Raw genomic sequence first — 15485 nt, 5'->3', positions numbered from 1 at the left:
TCAGAGCGTTGTGGAAGGTAGCACCTCGGGCTGATCGATACGTCGCGGCGCCCTGTCCCGCTTGAGGCCGATAAGCGGTCGCAACGGCCCCACCTCGCGGCCAACGAGATAGAACAGCCAGGAAAAGCCCGCCACCGACACGCACAGGATCAGGAATTCGGCAAGCGCACCCAGGCCCTTGTTCCGCAACCAGTAGCTGACCAGCACCATCACCGTCTGGTGGGCGATGAATACCGGAAACACTGCCTCGACCAAAGTCGTGCGCCAACGGTGATCGTGGTTCCAGTACCGGTCGGCGATTCCGAATAGTGCGATCACAGTGCCCCAGCATTGCACCGCCTTGGCAAAGTCCAACGGCTCGATCCAGGGCTCCGGCGTCTGTACGTTGCCGGGGAAGTGCCATGCTTCCAGCGCGACCCCGCCGTAGGCCAGCAGGCCAACCGCCAGCGCCAGCTTCCATTGCCGCGCGATGGCCGCCCGGACCGCCGACGATCGGCGCAGCAGAAACCCGAACAGAAACATGCCGCCATAGTGCAGATGGGCGATCACGTCGGTGAAGACGCTGTGCGTGTCGGTCCAGCCGTCTCCGGGCGCGCGCACGGCATAGATCGCCAGACATCCCGCAGGCACCAGCCAGGGACCGGCAAACACGGCCTGCGCACCGTTCGCCAGCTTGCGTCGCCAACTCTGCGGCATCAGCATCAACGCCAGGCACAGCGCGATGGTATAAGCCAGCAGGTAAATCACGAACCACAAATGCATGACCGCCGGCAGGTATTCATGCAGGACCTGCCTGAAACTGAAAGCGTCATGGAAAAGGAAATAGCCGTAACCGTGCCGGTAGCCGCTATGAATAAGGCCCATGTAAGGCTGCGGCGGCACCACCACGGTCAGCCCGAACAGCAAGGGAATGCCAAGGCGCAGCATGCGGCTTTTCAGAAACGCACCCGTGGCCCCCGCCTTTCCCATCAGCGCGGCGCTGGCGTAGCCGGAAATCGCAAACAGCAGCGCGAGGCGCCAGGCGCTTAACCCCAGCAGCGGAATTTCCGCCCATTGCACCACTCCACGCGTCGGCGTCTGATAACCCCAGGGCGTGAACGAGAAGCCGACGTGGTAAAAAATCAGCAGTACGAAAGCGCCAATGCGCAGCCAATCCATTCCGTAGTGGCGCTGGCTGAGGGCGGGGTTCATCGCGATCCATTGCATCAACGTCCCGCCGGCGAGCGGGCTGAACACCGCCATTAGGCACCTTGTCACGACGCTGCAACGCCGTGGTTGTAATACAAGGTAATCAAAGGGCGCGCCAAAATGATCCGTTTCGGGTCAAATTCAGCTTGGCGCAGAGATGATACGGCCAGACGATGCGGCATGACCTCACCCGTGCACCGCTTCATCACTGTCGCCGATACGTTCGGCGATGCCTCTGCCAGCACGGTGGAACGCGCGGCCCTCCAGCGCCAGACTGGCCTCGGTCCGCTTCAGTCGCCACAAGCGCGCACTGCTAAGGCAGCCGACCGTCGCAACCCCATCGTGTTGCTGGCACATGGCGGGACCGACGGCCCTATCCTGCCTCTCCTCGCAGAGGGCATGGCCAGCGCTCTGGAAGGCAGCAAGGCGGTTTTCGCACTGCAGCAGTTGAATGGCAGTGCGGATGAGATGGCCGCTTTCCTCGACCTGCATCGTCCGGCCGGCGTGGTGCTGGCACCTGGGCTTCGCGATGCCGCTGCCCTCGCGGACGTCTGCCACGCGCGCACCGTATCGTGCATTCGCTTGGGAGCTGCATCGGGAGAGGACGGATTTTCGTGCGACGAGCGGGACGCCGCCGCTACATTGGTCCGCCAAATCATCGCTTTGGGACATTCGCGGGTGGGCCTTGTCGCCGGACAGGACGGTTCCGCCAGTGCGGCCCGGCGTGAACTGGGCTACATGGATGCGATCGCCGAACAGGGGCTTGATCGTGGCCCTATCCTGATCGTCCCGGGCGACGGCTCATTCGAATCCGGGATAGCCGCAGGACGCCTGCTGCTTGAGATCAGCCCACGGCCGACGGCGATCTTTGCCTGCAACGATGAAATGGCTGCCGGGGTGCTGCACGCCGCAGCGCAAGCAGGCATCGCCGTCCCCGCCGGGCTTTCCGTTGCCGGCTTCGACGATACCCCGCTCGCCGCGCGTACCCTTCCCGCCCTTACCACGGTGGAAATACCCTGGCCCCACATAGCCCGCCAAGCCGTGCGGCACCTCGCACGCCGTGCACCGGCGAACCTGAAGTTCGATGCTAAGATCGTGATGCGCGATTCGGTTCAGCCGCCGGGCTAACGACCGCAGCGCCTGCGCGGCACATTCTAATATGCTATCGGGCTCATGGCTATCGGGCAACCCGTTGCACGTCTTACCACTGCGCCTTCCTGCTTCATCCGGGGCGCAGGATCAGTTCGTGAATCTGTATACGGCGCGCGCAGGCATCCCTTCAGAGAAGACGGCATGGGTAAACGTAGCGACGTTATTGATTGACCATGAGGAAGGTCTGGCCAAGCTCAGCGTCTTCGAACTGGATGCGGTAGATCGAGCGTTGCCAGGCGATTCTGAAGATCGCGCCGACCTGCCGACTGCCGAAGTCGTTTGAAAGCCGCATTCATCGGCTGGAACGATATCGCGCCAAGCATCATTCAAACGGAGGTACGCAAATCGCTTTCGCTGCCTGTAGACGCCTGATTGAAAGTCGGCTGGCGCCGATATGATCTGACCGACCTCGCGTGGCGTATGATGGAACGTCGTTGCCCAACCATCCGCGCCATGCTCCGCGCGTGGGCGCCCTCCCCCATCCCCCAAGTGTTGGACGGCGCCTTCTGACAGCAGCGATCCGGTGCCCCATGCGCGACCTGCTGAACGGTAAGGCCCGTGCCACACCGTCTACAACCCCATCGTACGCTGGCGAGATCAGGATGATCGACAGCATTTTCGTCCGCATGCACGACAGCGCTGCGGCGGCAACTATAGCGGTGCGTGTCCGGCGCCGCAGTCTTGCCCACGCCGCCTAACGACCAGATCGACGTGCTCGCCGAAATCTTCGGCAGCCCCCTTGTGGCGGTAACATCCGGGCCAGGTTGGCGAAACAGCGTCTGCGCTCAGTTGGGTCAAACGACAACCCGCCATGCCGGTGTCCGGGGTGAACGTCATCAATGCACGTCATCGTCCTGCACGAATTGTTCAGCCGCAGCAGCAGTGCCTGGCGGCGAAACTGTCAAGCCGCCGATAGAGCACGCGGGTCCTCACATACCGGTGCCTTTTCGAACGTCAGTACGTTCGGCGGCGCTGGCAACGGCTGGCGCCGCAAGACCTCTTCAACAAATCCCATGGACCACGCCAGATGCATGATTGCCGCAGCAAACCCCGATCCACCCGCACACAATGAGCGTTGACGGATACCCAGGCACGCGCCCGCCACCACGCAGCCAAACATCCAAGCCAGCGCAGGCAGTGTCAGGACAAGCGATTTGGTCCAAAATGGACTAAGCACCGCGCCGATGCCCGCCAAGATTGCGACGGGTAAAACCGCCAGCGGCAGCATCTGGCGCAGTTTGATCTTCGCACGGTGGCGGCGCAGGTTACGCGCGCGTCCTTTACCGTAGCTGCGGTATTGCCGGAACAGCGCGACGGGATTGCGGCGCGGATAATATGTGATCGCCGCCTCTGGCTCCAGCCAGATACGGGCGCCGGCGGTAAGCAGCCGGCGGTCCAGTTCCGCATCCTCGTTGGCGGCAAAGTTTTCGTCGTAGCCGCCCACCGCCATGAAACCCGCCAAGTCGAACAGCGCATGGTGTCCATGATCGACCCAAGCGCCTTTTGTCACATGCCGATGCGGTGCGCCGCCCGTTCCCAGCACCGAATTCTGCGCGGTAGCTGCCGCCCGCTGAAAGCACGTCAGGCCCTGCGTAACCATTGGCACAACCACGCTGGTCGCCCCGCTTGCGTCAGCGGCGGTACGCAAACGATCGACAAAGTTTGCGGGATAGTCTGCATGCGCATCCACGCGCACCAGCCACCGAACCCCCGCACCGTGACGGCGCACTGCAAGGTTGACCGCCGCACTCTGCCGCTGCATCGGATTATCGACCCAGACCAGGTTGGCGTGGGCCTTCGCCAATGTGGCCACGATGCGCTTGCTGTCGTCTGTGCTGCCGCCATCCGCAACCACGATCGTCGCGCCGAACGCATCGCGCAACAGCCCGCCCAGCACCTTTGGCAAGTGGGCCTCTTCGTTCAAGCACGGGATAACGACAAGCACATCGGCATTGCGTGACAGATCGTCGGCTTCCACGTCAGGCATGCGCGTAACCCAAAACAGCACTGGCGATGGTGCGTCTCTCCGCCTCGGTCTGGTACAAGGCAGCATCGGGTAACGCGGCGATCGCAGCGCGCATCGACTGCAACGCGTCCGCCGTAAGCGACCCCAGGCGACCGGGAAGTTCGGCCAGCGCATCCGTGATCAGCAAACCCACCTGATGGCGCGAAAGCCAGCGGCCCGTCTCCACATGCGCCAGCGCTATCGGCACTACACCATGTGCCAGTCCTTCGTAGAGGCGATTGGGCAGGAGCCAGTCAGAGTTCAATCCCGCTTCGAAATAGTCCACCGCCCAGACGAAATCGACACGGCCGTACAGGTCTCGCAGATCACGCGGCGCGAACGGCCCGACGTAGCGCAACCCGGGCAAGGCCGCGACCTGGCCGTAAAAATCGGGGAACTCGGCGGGACTGGGTATCCCGGCAATCAGAACCTCGACCCGACCTGGGAAACGGCGCGCCAATTCGCCTAGCTCCTCCAAAGAGCGTCGGCATCGCAGCATCCCGAACCAGCCGATGCGCAGCACACCGCCGGGGCCTTCCCGCCGGGCGCCTTTTGCGAGGCATTTTCCCTGCGCCGCAACCCGGTGCGGAACCTTGTTCTCGACCAGCAGCACGCCATGTCGGCGCCGCTGCTTGCGCGCAAAATACCTCTCGGCAAAAGCTGGCGAGCTTACGATCACAAGATTGGTGTGCCCGAGCAGCCGGCGCTCCAGCCAACGCATGGCGCGTGAAGCGAGTCCGGAACCCAGCATCAGCCGGTGAATGTCGAGGCATTCGTAAACGACGCGCTGGCCCGGCTGCTTCACCCGGAGGGCGAGCATCAGCATTTCCAGATTGCGGGCGACGATGACCGTGACGTGTGCGCACAGCCCTTGCAGCGCCACTGGTCGCAACAGATGCCGCAGCACCGTGCGGGCGCGTTGGCCTAACTGCGCGTCCTGGGTCAGCCCAAGGTCGATCGCCGGATGGTCAAACCCGCTGCCTGGTGTGTCCGCATGTCTGTGAAACCCCGCCACGCCTACCGACAAACCTTCCGTGATAAACAGGTCTACACGCCGTCGAACGGCACTGTCGTTGATGTCATGGACGAGATAGGCGAGCGGCGCCTTGCGACTTTGATCCATTTCGAAATGAAAACCCCGGTAGTCGCTCTCAAATGGAGCCAGATTGTATATCCAGCGCGGGGAAGCATCGGCATTATACCTAAGCCGCCATAAACGCTTGGCATCGCTATTTAGGCTTCTGCCAAACTCTACATCAATCGGTAGAGCATCCTATTTGGAGCAACGTCTTGAGCAACCGGACGCTCGACGCGCCTGCGGACGAATATTCCGCTGCGCCGGTCAAACGATTACTGCCCGATCCATCCGATATATTTTCGCTGTTTTTTCGGCATCGGACGGTTTGTGCCGTAGCGTTTGCCCTCACGCTTGCAGCAGCGATCGCAATCACACTCGCGCTCCCGCGCACGTACACGGCGACGAGCGCGCTGCTGCTCGAACCGCGCGAGGCACAGCCGGTCAAGGTTAACGACCGAGGCTTCGTGGCGCCGGCGGACGATAACCTGATCGATACCGCCGTGCAGATCATCCGGTCGCCCACGCTGACGCTGGATGTGGTGCGAAGCCTGCACCTCGACCGGGTTCCGGAATACGGCGGCGCCGACGCCGCTTCAACCGGTTCCGACGCGCAGGCTGCCTTTTCTCCGGACACGGTACAGGTGACACAAGCCGAACGCCGCGCTGCATCGGTGCTGCTGGGCAGCAGTAACGTCAAGCGGGTCGGCGTGACGTATCTGGTCGAAATTTCGGCAAGCTCGCGCGACCCGCAAATGGCATCTCGCGTGGCGAACGCCTTGGCCCGGCGGTACATCGATCTCGATGCGGCCAAAAAGCAGCTGCGCAATTCCGAATCTGCCCAATATGTGCAAGGCCAGGCCACCACACTGCGGAAACAGGCCGTGGCCGATGATGGGGCACTGCAAGCCTACATGATCCGCAACAACCTGATGAGCGCGGAAGGCGCCACGATGGCGGAGCAGGAAGTGTCCGGCCTCAACCGCCAGATCGCAGACGCACAGGCGCAACTCGCCGAACAACGCGGAAAGCTGAATGCTGCGCTCTCCCAGATTGCGCGTGGCGGCGGCGGAGCGGACATCGGCGCGGCCTTGGCGTCGGAAACGGTCCGGCAGTTGCGCCAGCAGGAATCCGAGGCAAGCGCGAAGCTGGCGCAGCTCGATGCCCGCTATGGCAATCTCCACCCCGACGTGGTTCAGGCGCGGGACGAACTTGCCGACGTGCGCCGGCAACTGGCCGGAGAACTGGCGCGGATCGTATCGGGGCTGCGTGCCGACGTGCAGATTGCCAGTTCGCGGCTGGCCTCGCTGCTTGCGAGCCGGTCCCGGGCGAAGGGCTCGCTTGAGCAGAACAATTCGGCGCAAGTCGGCAGGCTGGAACTTGAACGCCGAGCCGAAGCCAGCCGCGCCATCTACAGCGCATACCTGACGCGCGCGAAGGAAACCGCCCAGGCTGGCGAGTTGCCGAACGCAGATGCCACCATTGCTTCCGTGGCCCGGGTGCCGGGCGCGCCTTCGTCGCCCAACTACAGGATCGCCGCCATCGCCGGGCTGGGCATGGCCGTGCTTGTCGCATGCGCGGCCACGTTCCTTGCGGAATATTTCGAAAGCACCGTGGCGACGCGCTCGGACATCGAAAACGGGCTCCAGTCTGTCTATGCCGGCGCGGTGCCTTCGCTCGCGTCGGCCACCCGAAACAATCCGGAACGCACGAGCCCGCAGGATTATGTCGTGCTCAAGCCGATGTCGCTGTTTGCGGAAAGCCTTCGCAACCTCGCGACGTACCTGGGCCTTCTTGGTGGCCCCGATGGCCGCGTGGTGACGATCACATCGCCGCTACCGCGCGAGGGAAAATCCACCACCGCCATGTGCCTGGCGCGGGTGCTGGCGATGAGCCAGAAACGGGTCGTGCTGGTTGATGCGGATGTGCGGCACCATTCAGCATCGAATGCCTTGTTGCCTGACCGCCAGGACGAGGCGTTGTTTAAGGTGCTTCGCGGTTTGATTACACTGGATGAGGCCTTGGCCCGAGACGACCGCACCAACCTGCAAATTCTTTCCACGCTGGGCCCCGCAGCCCCCGAAGACGTGATTACCGAACCCGCCATGGCCCGCCTGATCGCAGCGTTGCGGCAACGCTTCGATCTGATCATCATCGATTCCGCACCGGTTTTGGGGATCGCCGAGACGCGCATCGTCTCCCGTCTCGCAGACACCACACTCGTCATTGCCCGATGGCGCACGACGCCGCTCAAGGCAGTGCGAACGGCGCTCGACCTTCTGGGCCAGAACGGTGGCCGCGTCGCAGGCGTAGCGCTTAGCCTTGTGAACATTCGCGAGTATGCCAGCGCCGGCCTTACCGATGCTTTCGGCTACCACAAGAAGTTCAAGGGCTATTATGCGGACTGAGAGCCCCGCACATGCGCCGCTTGTGGCCATGAACCCCCGTTATCCGGTGTTGGACGGGTTACGCGGAGCAGCTGCCTTTGCCGTGCTTTTCTATCATCTACGGAATCTGAGCGCAGCTGATCGACCCGCATGGGCGGGGTCGGTGTTCGCCAGCGGCTACCTGGCCGTCGATCTGTTCTTTGTGCTCAGCGGCTTTGTCATCGCGCATGCCTATGGCGAGCGGCTCGGTAAAACCTTGGGCATTCGGCAATTCCTCCGGGCCCGCTTCATTCGCCTGCAGCCAGTCATCGCGATCGGAACGTTGATAGGTTTGGGCGTCGCATTGAGCTGCCGAATTCTGGGATTACCGGATGCGCCAGGGCTGTTCGCCATCGTCACGTCGCTGCCTGCCAACCTCATGATGCTGCCCAATCTGCTGGTGCCATGGGGTATTTTTCTGTTCAACCCTCCGGCCTGGTCGCTGTTCTACGAACTGATCGCGAACGGAGCATATGCCGCAGCCATGTGTCGCCAGCCGCGCACTGTGCCCAAGCGCCCCGCCGCAAACGATCATTTCCTTGTCGCCATTGCGCTTGCCGGGCTGATCGGCGTCGCCGTGTCGGCATCGGTGCTGGGCGATCTGGACCGCGGCGTGGTCTTGAGCGATTGGCCCGTCGCTCTCGCACGCATCACGTTCTCCTTTACGATCGGCCTACTTTTACATCGCTCCCGCGATCGCTGGCTGACAAAAACGCCCGATCTGGCCATGCCGTACTTGCTCGCAGCCTGCCTGATCCTGCTGGCGCCTGAATGGTCCGGCGGCGCCCGGGCGATCTACGATGTCGGGTTCGTCGTCTTCGCGTCGCCCATGCTGGTGATGCTGGCGGCCCGCTCCACCCTGCATGGCAGATGGAGCCGCGTCGCCACCCAGCTCGGGATCGTTTCCTACCCGCTTTACGCTGTGCATGCGCCCATCAAGCACCTCATCGAGACATTTTTTCCAACGACGTTCCTGTCGTTGTTAGCCTTGAGCGCCGGCGTTTCGGTGCTGGTGGCAATCGTGGTCGGCTACGTGATCGACCCGGCCCTGCGTGCCTGGATCTGTGAGCGGACACGATTGCGGGCGCCGTCGCGCGACCTCATGCCTATGCGAGACCGCGCATGAAGTGGCCGCGCGTCAAAAAGCCAGCCGCGACAAAAGGGCATGTCCTGTTCGTAAGCCGCCAACGGATCGTGGGGCGCACGAATGGCAGCAGCGTCTATCTGCTCGATCTTGCGCAAGCGGTCCGCGACGCCGGCTTCACACCGCATCTGATTCAGCCCTCCCCCACGCTGATGGGACGCTGGCCGTACATGAGACTTCAGCACGCAACCCATATCTTCGCAACCCACCGCATCCGCGGCGTTATGAAGCTGGGATGTCTGGTCTTTTCGACCAATCCGGCGGTCTTGGCACGGGCCATTCGCGCGGTCGTCTGCAGATGCGCGCGGCGAGCGGGCGTCACCGCCAGATGGGCGGGAGACCGCCCGGCACCTTATGCGATTTCGGCTCCTTGGACCCAAAAGGACCGTGCCTATATTCGCCGCCACGCCCGCGATGCCACGGACATCGTGATCGCGGATTATGCTTTCCAAGCGCCGGCGTTCGATGAGGTGGCCGATGCGCCGCGCGCCATCGTGATGCACGATCTTTTCCATGCGCGCATACCCGACGCAAACGGCCGCGATTCCGTTGCAGTTCTGGATCGCGAAACGGAAGTTGCCCTGCTATCGAAGGCAGACGCGGTGATCGCCATTCAGGCAAGCGAGCGGCGCTTTATCGAGCAACATGTTTCCGCCCAGCCGATCCTCGCGCCGATGGCTGCCAATCCGGTCATCCACCCACAACCCGGTGAGGCGGCGCGCGTGTTGTTCGTGGGTAGCAATACCGCGCCTAATGTCGTGGGGCTGGAATGGCTGTTTGAGGCCGTCTGGCCTGACCTCCGGCGCCAGATCCCCAACCTTACGTTGGATATTGTCGGTTCTGTGTCCGACGCCTTCGGCAAATCCCCTCCCGGCGTCGTATTTCATGGTCAGGTCAATGCCATAGAGCCTTTCTACGCGCGGGCCGGCATCGTCATTTCACCTCTAACCTTCGGTTCGGGGCTCAAGATCAAGTTGATCGAAGGGCTTTCGCAAGGGAAGGCTCTGGTCGTTACAAGCGTGACCTTACAAGGCGTGGAAAACGAATGTCGAGACGTGGTCATTTTGGCAGATAGCCCCCGCGATTTCATGAACGGGATCGTGGCGCTGATGGACGATACGCGCCGACTGGAAATGGCAACGGCGGCGCTTGCTGCCGCCGATCAGCATTTTTCGGCTCGGGCCTGCCACGGAGATTTTGTCGCCTGGCTTGAACGCCATCGTCCAATCACGTCTGCATCTGTCGGCGAAGCTGCATGAGCACCGCGCGCCCCGGCATCGCATCGCCGCTCCTCTGGTCAACCGCATCGAGCCTGGGCACCCAGGCACTTGCCTTCGCAACCTTTGCCGTCCTTGCCAGGCTCCTGGGCGCACCAGCTTTCGGTCTGGTGGCTCTGGCCGCCCTGGTCATCGACCTGCTGCTGGTCGTCAGCAACGCCGGGATTGCAGAAGCCGTGGTCCAACGCCCCGCGCTCAGTGAAGATGATGCAGACACTGCGTTCTGGACCAACCTGTTGTGCGGACTGTTCTTTTGCATCGCGACGATGGCGTTTGCGCCTTTGATCGCCGGCGCCTTCGACCAGCCCAAGCTAACATCAATCATCCGGGCGCTCGCGACGATCTTCGTCATCAATCCGTTGGGAGCGATCCACACGGCGCGGCTGACACGTAGCCTCAACTTTCATGCGGTGGCAATGCGCAACATAGTTGCCGCTCTGGTCGGCGCCGGCGTGGGCCTGCCGCTGGCGCTGGCGGGCTACGGTATTTGGTCGCTGGTGGCACAAAGAATTGCCGTGATCATCGCACTTTCGGCCTGCGCCTGGATCAGTCTTCCGTGGCTTCCCCGCCTGCGATTTCGGTACCATGCGTTTCGCGAATTGGTCAGATTTGGCGCCTATATCGGACTTTCAGGGACATTGAACCAGATCAACATCCGCATCGCAGAAGTGATTTCAGGCGCATTGGTCGGCCCGGTGGCCGTCGCGTTCATTCGTGCCGGCTCGCGGATCGTCGAAGTCCTCAACCAGGTTACATACGCACCCTTCCACCAGATCGCGATGCCTCTGCTGGCCCGCAGTTGTGCCAATAACGAAGAACTGAAAGCCACGTACCTGCGTTTGAGCCGGCTATCCGCATTCGTCATGTTCCCGGCTTTTCTGGGCTGCATGGCTTTAGCAGACGTTGTGGTAGCAGTCGTATTCGGGCCGGGATGGGAAGCTGTGGCCGATGCCATCCGCATTTTCGCGTGCGCGGTTGCAGCGGCACAGATGAACAACCTCATCGTATCGGCGATTACCGCGCTGGGGCATTCCGGCAAAGTCCTGTCATGGACCGCGACACAAATCACACTAGGCCTCTTGGCCGCATGGGCTGTTCATAAATGGGGCTGGCAGGCCATGCTGATGACTGGCGTCGCGCGGGGCTACCTTATTCTGCCATACGGGTTTTACCTACTGAAAAAACACGCCGGCATCCGTTTCAGAGACGTCATCGCAAGCGTCAGACCGGCCTTGTGCAGTGCTGCCGTCATGGCAATTGCAGTGATTGGGGGTGTGACAAAAACAGCGGGCATACTGCATAACGCCTTCACCGTAGTCCTTTGGGGAACATGCGGCGCTGGCATCTATTTAGGCGTCTATGTCCTGCAGGATCGCGAGATCATAGTTCAAATGCGCGATATTCTGGCGTCGCGCCGGAAAATTACGAGGGTCGGTCATTAAAGCCCGCAAAACACTAAAGCTGCGTAGCTCCTCGGCGGCGTGGAAAAATTTGATCCAGTATCTGATGGTGGCAAGATGGACCATGCTAAGGAAGCTATTGGCCAACTGGCCGTACCGGGTGGCGATGGCGCGGTTGATCTTGAGATGACCGAACATGCGCTCGGTGCGGTTGCGCTGATTGTAGAGCGGCCGGTCATGCTCGATCTTCACGCGTCGGTTTGATCGGCCCGGAATGACGGCCTCGATGTTGCGCTCGGCGAGATCGGCGCGAATGGTGTCGGCATCGTAGCCTTTATCCGCGAGCAACGCTTCAGGCGCGCGCTCGGGTAGGCCAATCAAAGCATCATATACCGCAATCTGCTGCCTCGCCGACCGTCAGATCGAAAGCGAGCGGTCGTCCGATGGCATCGGCCGGGGTAGTGAAGCTTACTGGTGAACCCGCCCCGCGAGCGGCCAAGAGCGGTCGATGAGTCCCCCTTTGGGTCGCAATACCGCCTTGTGCAGCGCCTGCAACATCACGTCGGTAGTCCGCCTGCTCTGCATCGATCAACTCACCACGCGGCGGGAACAGAGATTGATCACAGCAGCCGGATAGGCAAAGCCCTCAAGTGTGCGGATGTAGGTGATGTAGCGTCGCGGGCTTGCGGCTTCGTCACCAAGGCCGGATCGGGAGCAGCGACGGCGAACTGTCGATCCAGAGTGTTATCGGCGGACTCCGGGGATAGCTTGCCACCATGTCCGCCCGGTCGGCGCTTGTAGCCGATCTGCGCTTTTATACCCGTCAGTCTGGTCAGTCGGGCGACCCGGTTGGGGCAGCAGGTTTCGCCTTGATCCATCAGGTCGTTGCCCAGCTTGCGATAGCCATCGACCCAAGAGACTTTCTGAGCCGTTGTCGTTCTAGGCCCGCCGGATAAACTCTGTCTGCCGAGCATCTTCCTGGGCTCGCTGGCTCAGCGGACCCTTCTGCCAAGCATAGAAGCCGCTGAGCTAGATGCGCAGGCGCCGGCACATCGATCGAACCCCGCACTGGTCACGATGCTCGGCAATAAATGCGTATCTCACTTTGCATCCCTGGCAGAACGAAGTGACCGCAGGTCAAATACGCGGTGGCTTTTTTAGGATGTCGCGCTCCTCGGTCACCCGGGCCAGTTCGCTTCAACTGGCGGATATCTGCATCCTTGCCGTCGTCGCCCGGCACCGCCTTCGCCAGCTGCCGCTTTCGGGCATACAGCGAATGCTGACTGACGCCGAGCCGTTCGGAAAGTTCTGCTACCGGATACCCAAGTTCGGTGATCAGGGCCACCGCATCACGCTTGAACTCATCGCCGAGATTAGGCCTCCCGTTCATCGTATCCTGTCCTCAAAATCAGGATCGAAAGCGTCCGGAAATCTAGGAGCTACTCAACCCAGGGCTGTCCGTGCAATCCAGACAATCCCACGACAAGCCTGTGATCCGTCGGGCGCCGTCCACTCCGCGCGCCATGCTCAATCACGAACCAAAGTCGACACGAACCGGGAAGCCCCTGTGTCAACACACCCTATGTGCTACCCAGTCGTCCCCGTCAGCGCGGTTTTCAATTGTCACACCAGTATAAATACAGTGTCGATAAAACCGATGACAGGCGCTTAAGCCGTGCTGGCGGACCGTCGTACTATACGCCAGCAAGCAGCTTGGCCGCGCGTTTTGCGCGTTGAAGTACGCCGGGTCTGCGGGCCTTCCAAAGATCGTCAATGTCGGTGCTGGTGTGAGAGGTTGCTGCAAAAAAGCGTTCGATCTCCGCAAGCTGGGTTTCCAACCGCGCTGCGATCGCATTTTCAGAATAGGCCTCGAACAATTGGGTAGGCAGGGGCGAGGGCACCCTTTCGGCAACGGCTCGTAATATCGCATTCTTGTCCCACGCCAGTGAGTGGACCCGCAATTTGCGGCAGTTAACGCCGGGATCACAATAGTCTGCAAGCGCATCGTTCACGCTGGAAAACACTACACAACCGCGCCCCATTGCCTCCAGTGGCGGGAGGCCAAAGCCCTCCGTGGCGCCAACATCGATCCAATGTTCCACAGAATCGTAGAGATATACTTTGGATCTTTCAAACCAGCCGCCCAAGTCATCGACCCAACCGTCGAGCAGTTGGACTCGGCAATGCGTGCGCAATGCAGGTACCAGCCGATGCAGCAGGTAGTGCGAAGATTTGCGGGTTTGCACAAGCACGTCGATATCGCGCGCTTCTTGTGAAGCGTGCCCAACGGTGGACACTACATTCGGCGTCAAGGCTATGTACGAATTGGGCGCATGGCGACCCCAGTAGGCCATCGTATGCCGGCTGACGCACAGAATGGGCACGTGGGCAGGCGGCGTAAAGCCCCAGCCCGTGCTATGGGCAACATATACGACATCGTACCCGGTCAAGCGGCTGAGCAACCTGGCAACGTCAGGCCCCCAATGGATTATGAAGATAGGTTGATGTGCTGCTTCCAAGCTGCGGCAGTCGGACAGGATCTGCTCTAGATCCGGCTGCTCTTGAACCGGTTCACCATAGAACGCAGCTTCTGCGCGCGTGAAACGGCCACACGCCTTCATGAAGCGCACTTGGGCGGAATTGCCGCCGATATCCATGCGATCATGGGGGAACAGGAAGATCAACGGACGCATCGCGACTCTCTCATGAAACGATACGTCCAAGCACGCTGGTTAGGCCATGAAGCTGTTCAATTGCGCCATACGCATTATCGACCGGGCTTATGCGCCGTCTGAAGGCATGCTTGGCGGCTATTCGCTTGCCAACAGCTTCCTTGCCTGCCGCGAAAGTCATTGCGCGCGCCATGCTGTTGTTGATGAGCGAAGGTAACGCGCGCCACGGCCGTCCAGCTTTGATCGCTTCTATCGCCCTCAGGTGTTGCAACGTCGCTTCAAGATTCGTGCGGCGCGCCTGCAATGCGGTGGCGCATACACGCTCTCCTGGATTATAGCCGGCCATTGCGCCAAGCAGGCCTTCAAGGTCATGCACGGCGAGCCTGTGGGATATTGATGCTGCGTGTTTGCGATAATAGTACGTGGCAGGCGGCAGGAATTGAAACTGGGCCCCTGCCAGCATCGCGCGCAGTACCAGATCGAAGTCTTCCCCGATGCGAAGGCTTTGATCGTAACGGAGCCGATGACGCCGCAAGAAGGCCAGATCGAACAATGGTTTCAGGTAGCCCAGCGACACCCCTTCCCGGCCGATCATACCCCCATCGATAAACTCACCCACGTCAATCCTGCGTGGCTGCCGCCACTCCAGGCCCTGGGCAAAAGCCGCTGCCGGAGCGCCGTCCTGAAATACGATCATGTTGGTCGCGCAGACTTGCGCGCCCGAGGTCTTCTGACCATCGAGTAACCATTCAACATGCCGAGGATGCACAATATCGTCGCTATCTACAACGGCAGCGAAGCGCCCTTGCGCGGCGTCGAGGCTGGCATTGCGCACAGCACTTAGGCCCGCCGAAGGTCCTTCCATGACGCGGACCCGCTGGTCTTTTGCAGCGTGATTCGATGCGATCTTGGCGGTGTCGTCACAGGACGCATCATCCACGACAATGATTTCCAGATTGGAAAATGTCTGTTCACGCACCGAGCCGATTGCCGCATCGATAAATGGCGCAGCATTGCGTGCGACCATCAAGACAGACACCACAGGCGCGCTCATTGCAGCTGGCTATTGAAAATGGGAAGTCTCCGATACCGGTAACGCCCCGGATCCGTAGAACAGGGGGTGCGCCATAAGAACCTCAAGCATCT

Annotated in this window: 12 protein-coding genes and 1 pseudogene; 6 read left to right on the top strand and 7 right to left on the bottom strand. The window is 61.2% G+C overall.

Features of this window, described 5'->3' with window-relative positions; all coding sequences use genetic code 11:
- Positions 1 to 1257 carry an acyltransferase family protein gene (locus ASE49_RS15545; protein ID WP_235523013.1) on the bottom strand — a complete coding sequence of 419 codons (1257 nt, stop codon included), beginning with the start codon at positions 1255 to 1257 and terminating at the stop codon, positions 1 to 3.
- A gap of 111 nt (positions 1258 to 1368) precedes the next feature.
- Between ASE49_RS15545 and ASE49_RS15540 the strand changes: the two genes are divergently transcribed.
- Together ASE49_RS15540 and ASE49_RS18365 are read left to right on the top strand one after the other, a co-directional pair.
- A complete protein-coding gene (locus tag ASE49_RS15540; protein WP_056774594.1) occupies positions 1369 to 2316 on the top strand; it encodes a substrate-binding domain-containing protein in 948 nt (315 codons plus the stop codon).
- 118 nt (positions 2317 to 2434) lie between these two features.
- On the top strand, positions 2435 to 2623 hold the full coding sequence (locus tag ASE49_RS18365) for a hypothetical protein (protein WP_156370352.1): 189 nt from the start codon (positions 2435 to 2437) through the stop codon (positions 2621 to 2623).
- 618 nt (positions 2624 to 3241) lie between these two features.
- On the opposite strand, the gene ASE49_RS15535 is transcribed toward ASE49_RS18365, so the two are convergent.
- Complete coding sequence (locus ASE49_RS15535) at positions 3242 to 4327, bottom strand: glycosyltransferase family 2 protein (protein ID WP_056774591.1); 1086 nt, start codon at positions 4325 to 4327, stop codon at positions 3242 to 3244.
- Positions 4320 to 5468, bottom strand: coding sequence for a glycosyltransferase (locus ASE49_RS15530; RefSeq protein ID WP_056774590.1), 1149 nt, complete (start codon positions 5466 to 5468; stop codon positions 4320 to 4322). Before ASE49_RS15530 ends, ASE49_RS15535 begins: the two co-directional genes overlap by 8 nt.
- A 167-nt stretch (positions 5469 to 5635) precedes the next feature.
- Between ASE49_RS15530 and ASE49_RS15525 the strand changes: the two genes are divergently transcribed.
- Genes ASE49_RS15525 through ASE49_RS15510 form a run of 4 tightly spaced genes read left to right on the top strand, consistent with a single transcriptional unit; the run spans position 5636 to position 11709 of the window.
- Positions 5636 to 7828, top strand: a complete 2193-nt coding sequence (locus ASE49_RS15525) for a GumC family protein (RefSeq protein ID WP_056774587.1) — start codon at positions 5636 to 5638, stop codon at positions 7826 to 7828.
- Positions 7761 to 8972 (top strand): acyltransferase family protein, encoded by a 1212-nt coding sequence (locus ASE49_RS15520; protein ID WP_082456515.1) that lies wholly within the window; start codon positions 7761 to 7763, stop codon positions 8970 to 8972. Before ASE49_RS15525 ends, ASE49_RS15520 begins: the two co-directional genes overlap by 68 nt.
- On the top strand, positions 8969 to 10249 hold the full coding sequence (locus tag ASE49_RS15515) for a glycosyltransferase (protein WP_056774582.1): 1281 nt from the start codon (positions 8969 to 8971) through the stop codon (positions 10247 to 10249). The genes ASE49_RS15520 and ASE49_RS15515 overlap by 4 nt, the downstream gene beginning before the upstream one ends.
- Positions 10246 to 11709 (top strand): lipopolysaccharide biosynthesis protein, encoded by a 1464-nt coding sequence (locus ASE49_RS15510; RefSeq protein WP_056774578.1) that lies wholly within the window; start codon positions 10246 to 10248, stop codon positions 11707 to 11709. The genes ASE49_RS15515 and ASE49_RS15510 overlap by 4 nt, the downstream gene beginning before the upstream one ends.
- Here ASE49_RS15510 and ASE49_RS17915 read toward each other — a convergent pair.
- From ASE49_RS17915 to ASE49_RS15500, 4 genes and pseudogenes are all read right to left on the bottom strand, one after another.
- Positions 11617 to 12048 (bottom strand): transposase, encoded by a 432-nt coding sequence (locus tag ASE49_RS17915; protein WP_162234263.1) that lies wholly within the window; start codon positions 12046 to 12048, stop codon positions 11617 to 11619. The two genes, ASE49_RS15510 and ASE49_RS17915, sit on opposite strands and share 93 nt — an antisense overlap.
- 138 nt (positions 12049 to 12186) lie before the next feature.
- A pseudogene (locus ASE49_RS18795) lies at positions 12187 to 13057 on the bottom strand (transposase); the annotation flags it as partial.
- A 304-nt stretch (positions 13058 to 13361) separates the two neighbouring features.
- The gene (locus tag ASE49_RS15505; protein WP_056774576.1) at positions 13362 to 14360 is read right to left on the bottom strand and encodes a glycosyltransferase family 4 protein; all 999 of its coding nucleotides are present in this window, start codon (positions 14358 to 14360) and stop codon (positions 13362 to 13364) included.
- 10 nt (positions 14361 to 14370) lie between these two features.
- Positions 14371 to 15393 (bottom strand): glycosyltransferase family 2 protein, encoded by a 1023-nt coding sequence (locus ASE49_RS15500; protein WP_056774573.1) that lies wholly within the window; start codon positions 15391 to 15393, stop codon positions 14371 to 14373.
- Between the last annotated feature and the right edge of the window lie 92 nt (positions 15394 to 15485).

Origin of the sequence: Novosphingobium sp. Leaf2, from assembly GCF_001421325.1 — a bacterium.
GTDB lineage: Bacteria > Pseudomonadota > Alphaproteobacteria > Sphingomonadales > Sphingomonadaceae > Novosphingobium.
The sequence above is the reverse complement of the archived record's forward strand: the minus strand, read 5'-3'. Positions and strand labels throughout refer to the sequence as shown.

What these genes read in the sequence shown, in the direction of transcription:
- ASE49_RS15540 (WP_056774594.1), top strand. Translation starts at nt 1,369, where the DNA reads ATGACCTCACCCGTGCACCGCTTCATCACTGTCGCCGATACGTTCGGC.
- ASE49_RS15535 (WP_056774591.1), bottom strand. Translation starts at nt 4,327, where the DNA reads ATGCCTGACGTGGAAGCCGACGATCTGTCACGCAATGCCGATGTGCTT.
- ASE49_RS15530 (WP_056774590.1), bottom strand. Translation starts at nt 5,468, where the DNA reads ATGGATCAAAGTCGCAAGGCGCCGCTCGCCTATCTCGTCCATGACATC.
- ASE49_RS15520 (WP_082456515.1), top strand. Translation starts at nt 7,761, where the DNA reads ATGCCAGCGCCGGCCTTACCGATGCTTTCGGCTACCACAAGAAGTTCA.
- ASE49_RS15515 (WP_056774582.1), top strand. Translation starts at nt 8,969, where the DNA reads ATGAAGTGGCCGCGCGTCAAAAAGCCAGCCGCGACAAAAGGGCATGTC.
- ASE49_RS15510 (WP_056774578.1), top strand. Translation starts at nt 10,246, where the DNA reads ATGAGCACCGCGCGCCCCGGCATCGCATCGCCGCTCCTCTGGTCAACC.
- ASE49_RS15505 (WP_056774576.1), bottom strand. Translation starts at nt 14,360, where the DNA reads ATGCGTCCGTTGATCTTCCTGTTCCCCCATGATCGCATGGATATCGGC.
- ASE49_RS15500 (WP_056774573.1), bottom strand. Translation starts at nt 15,393, where the DNA reads ATGAGCGCGCCTGTGGTGTCTGTCTTGATGGTCGCACGCAATGCTGCG.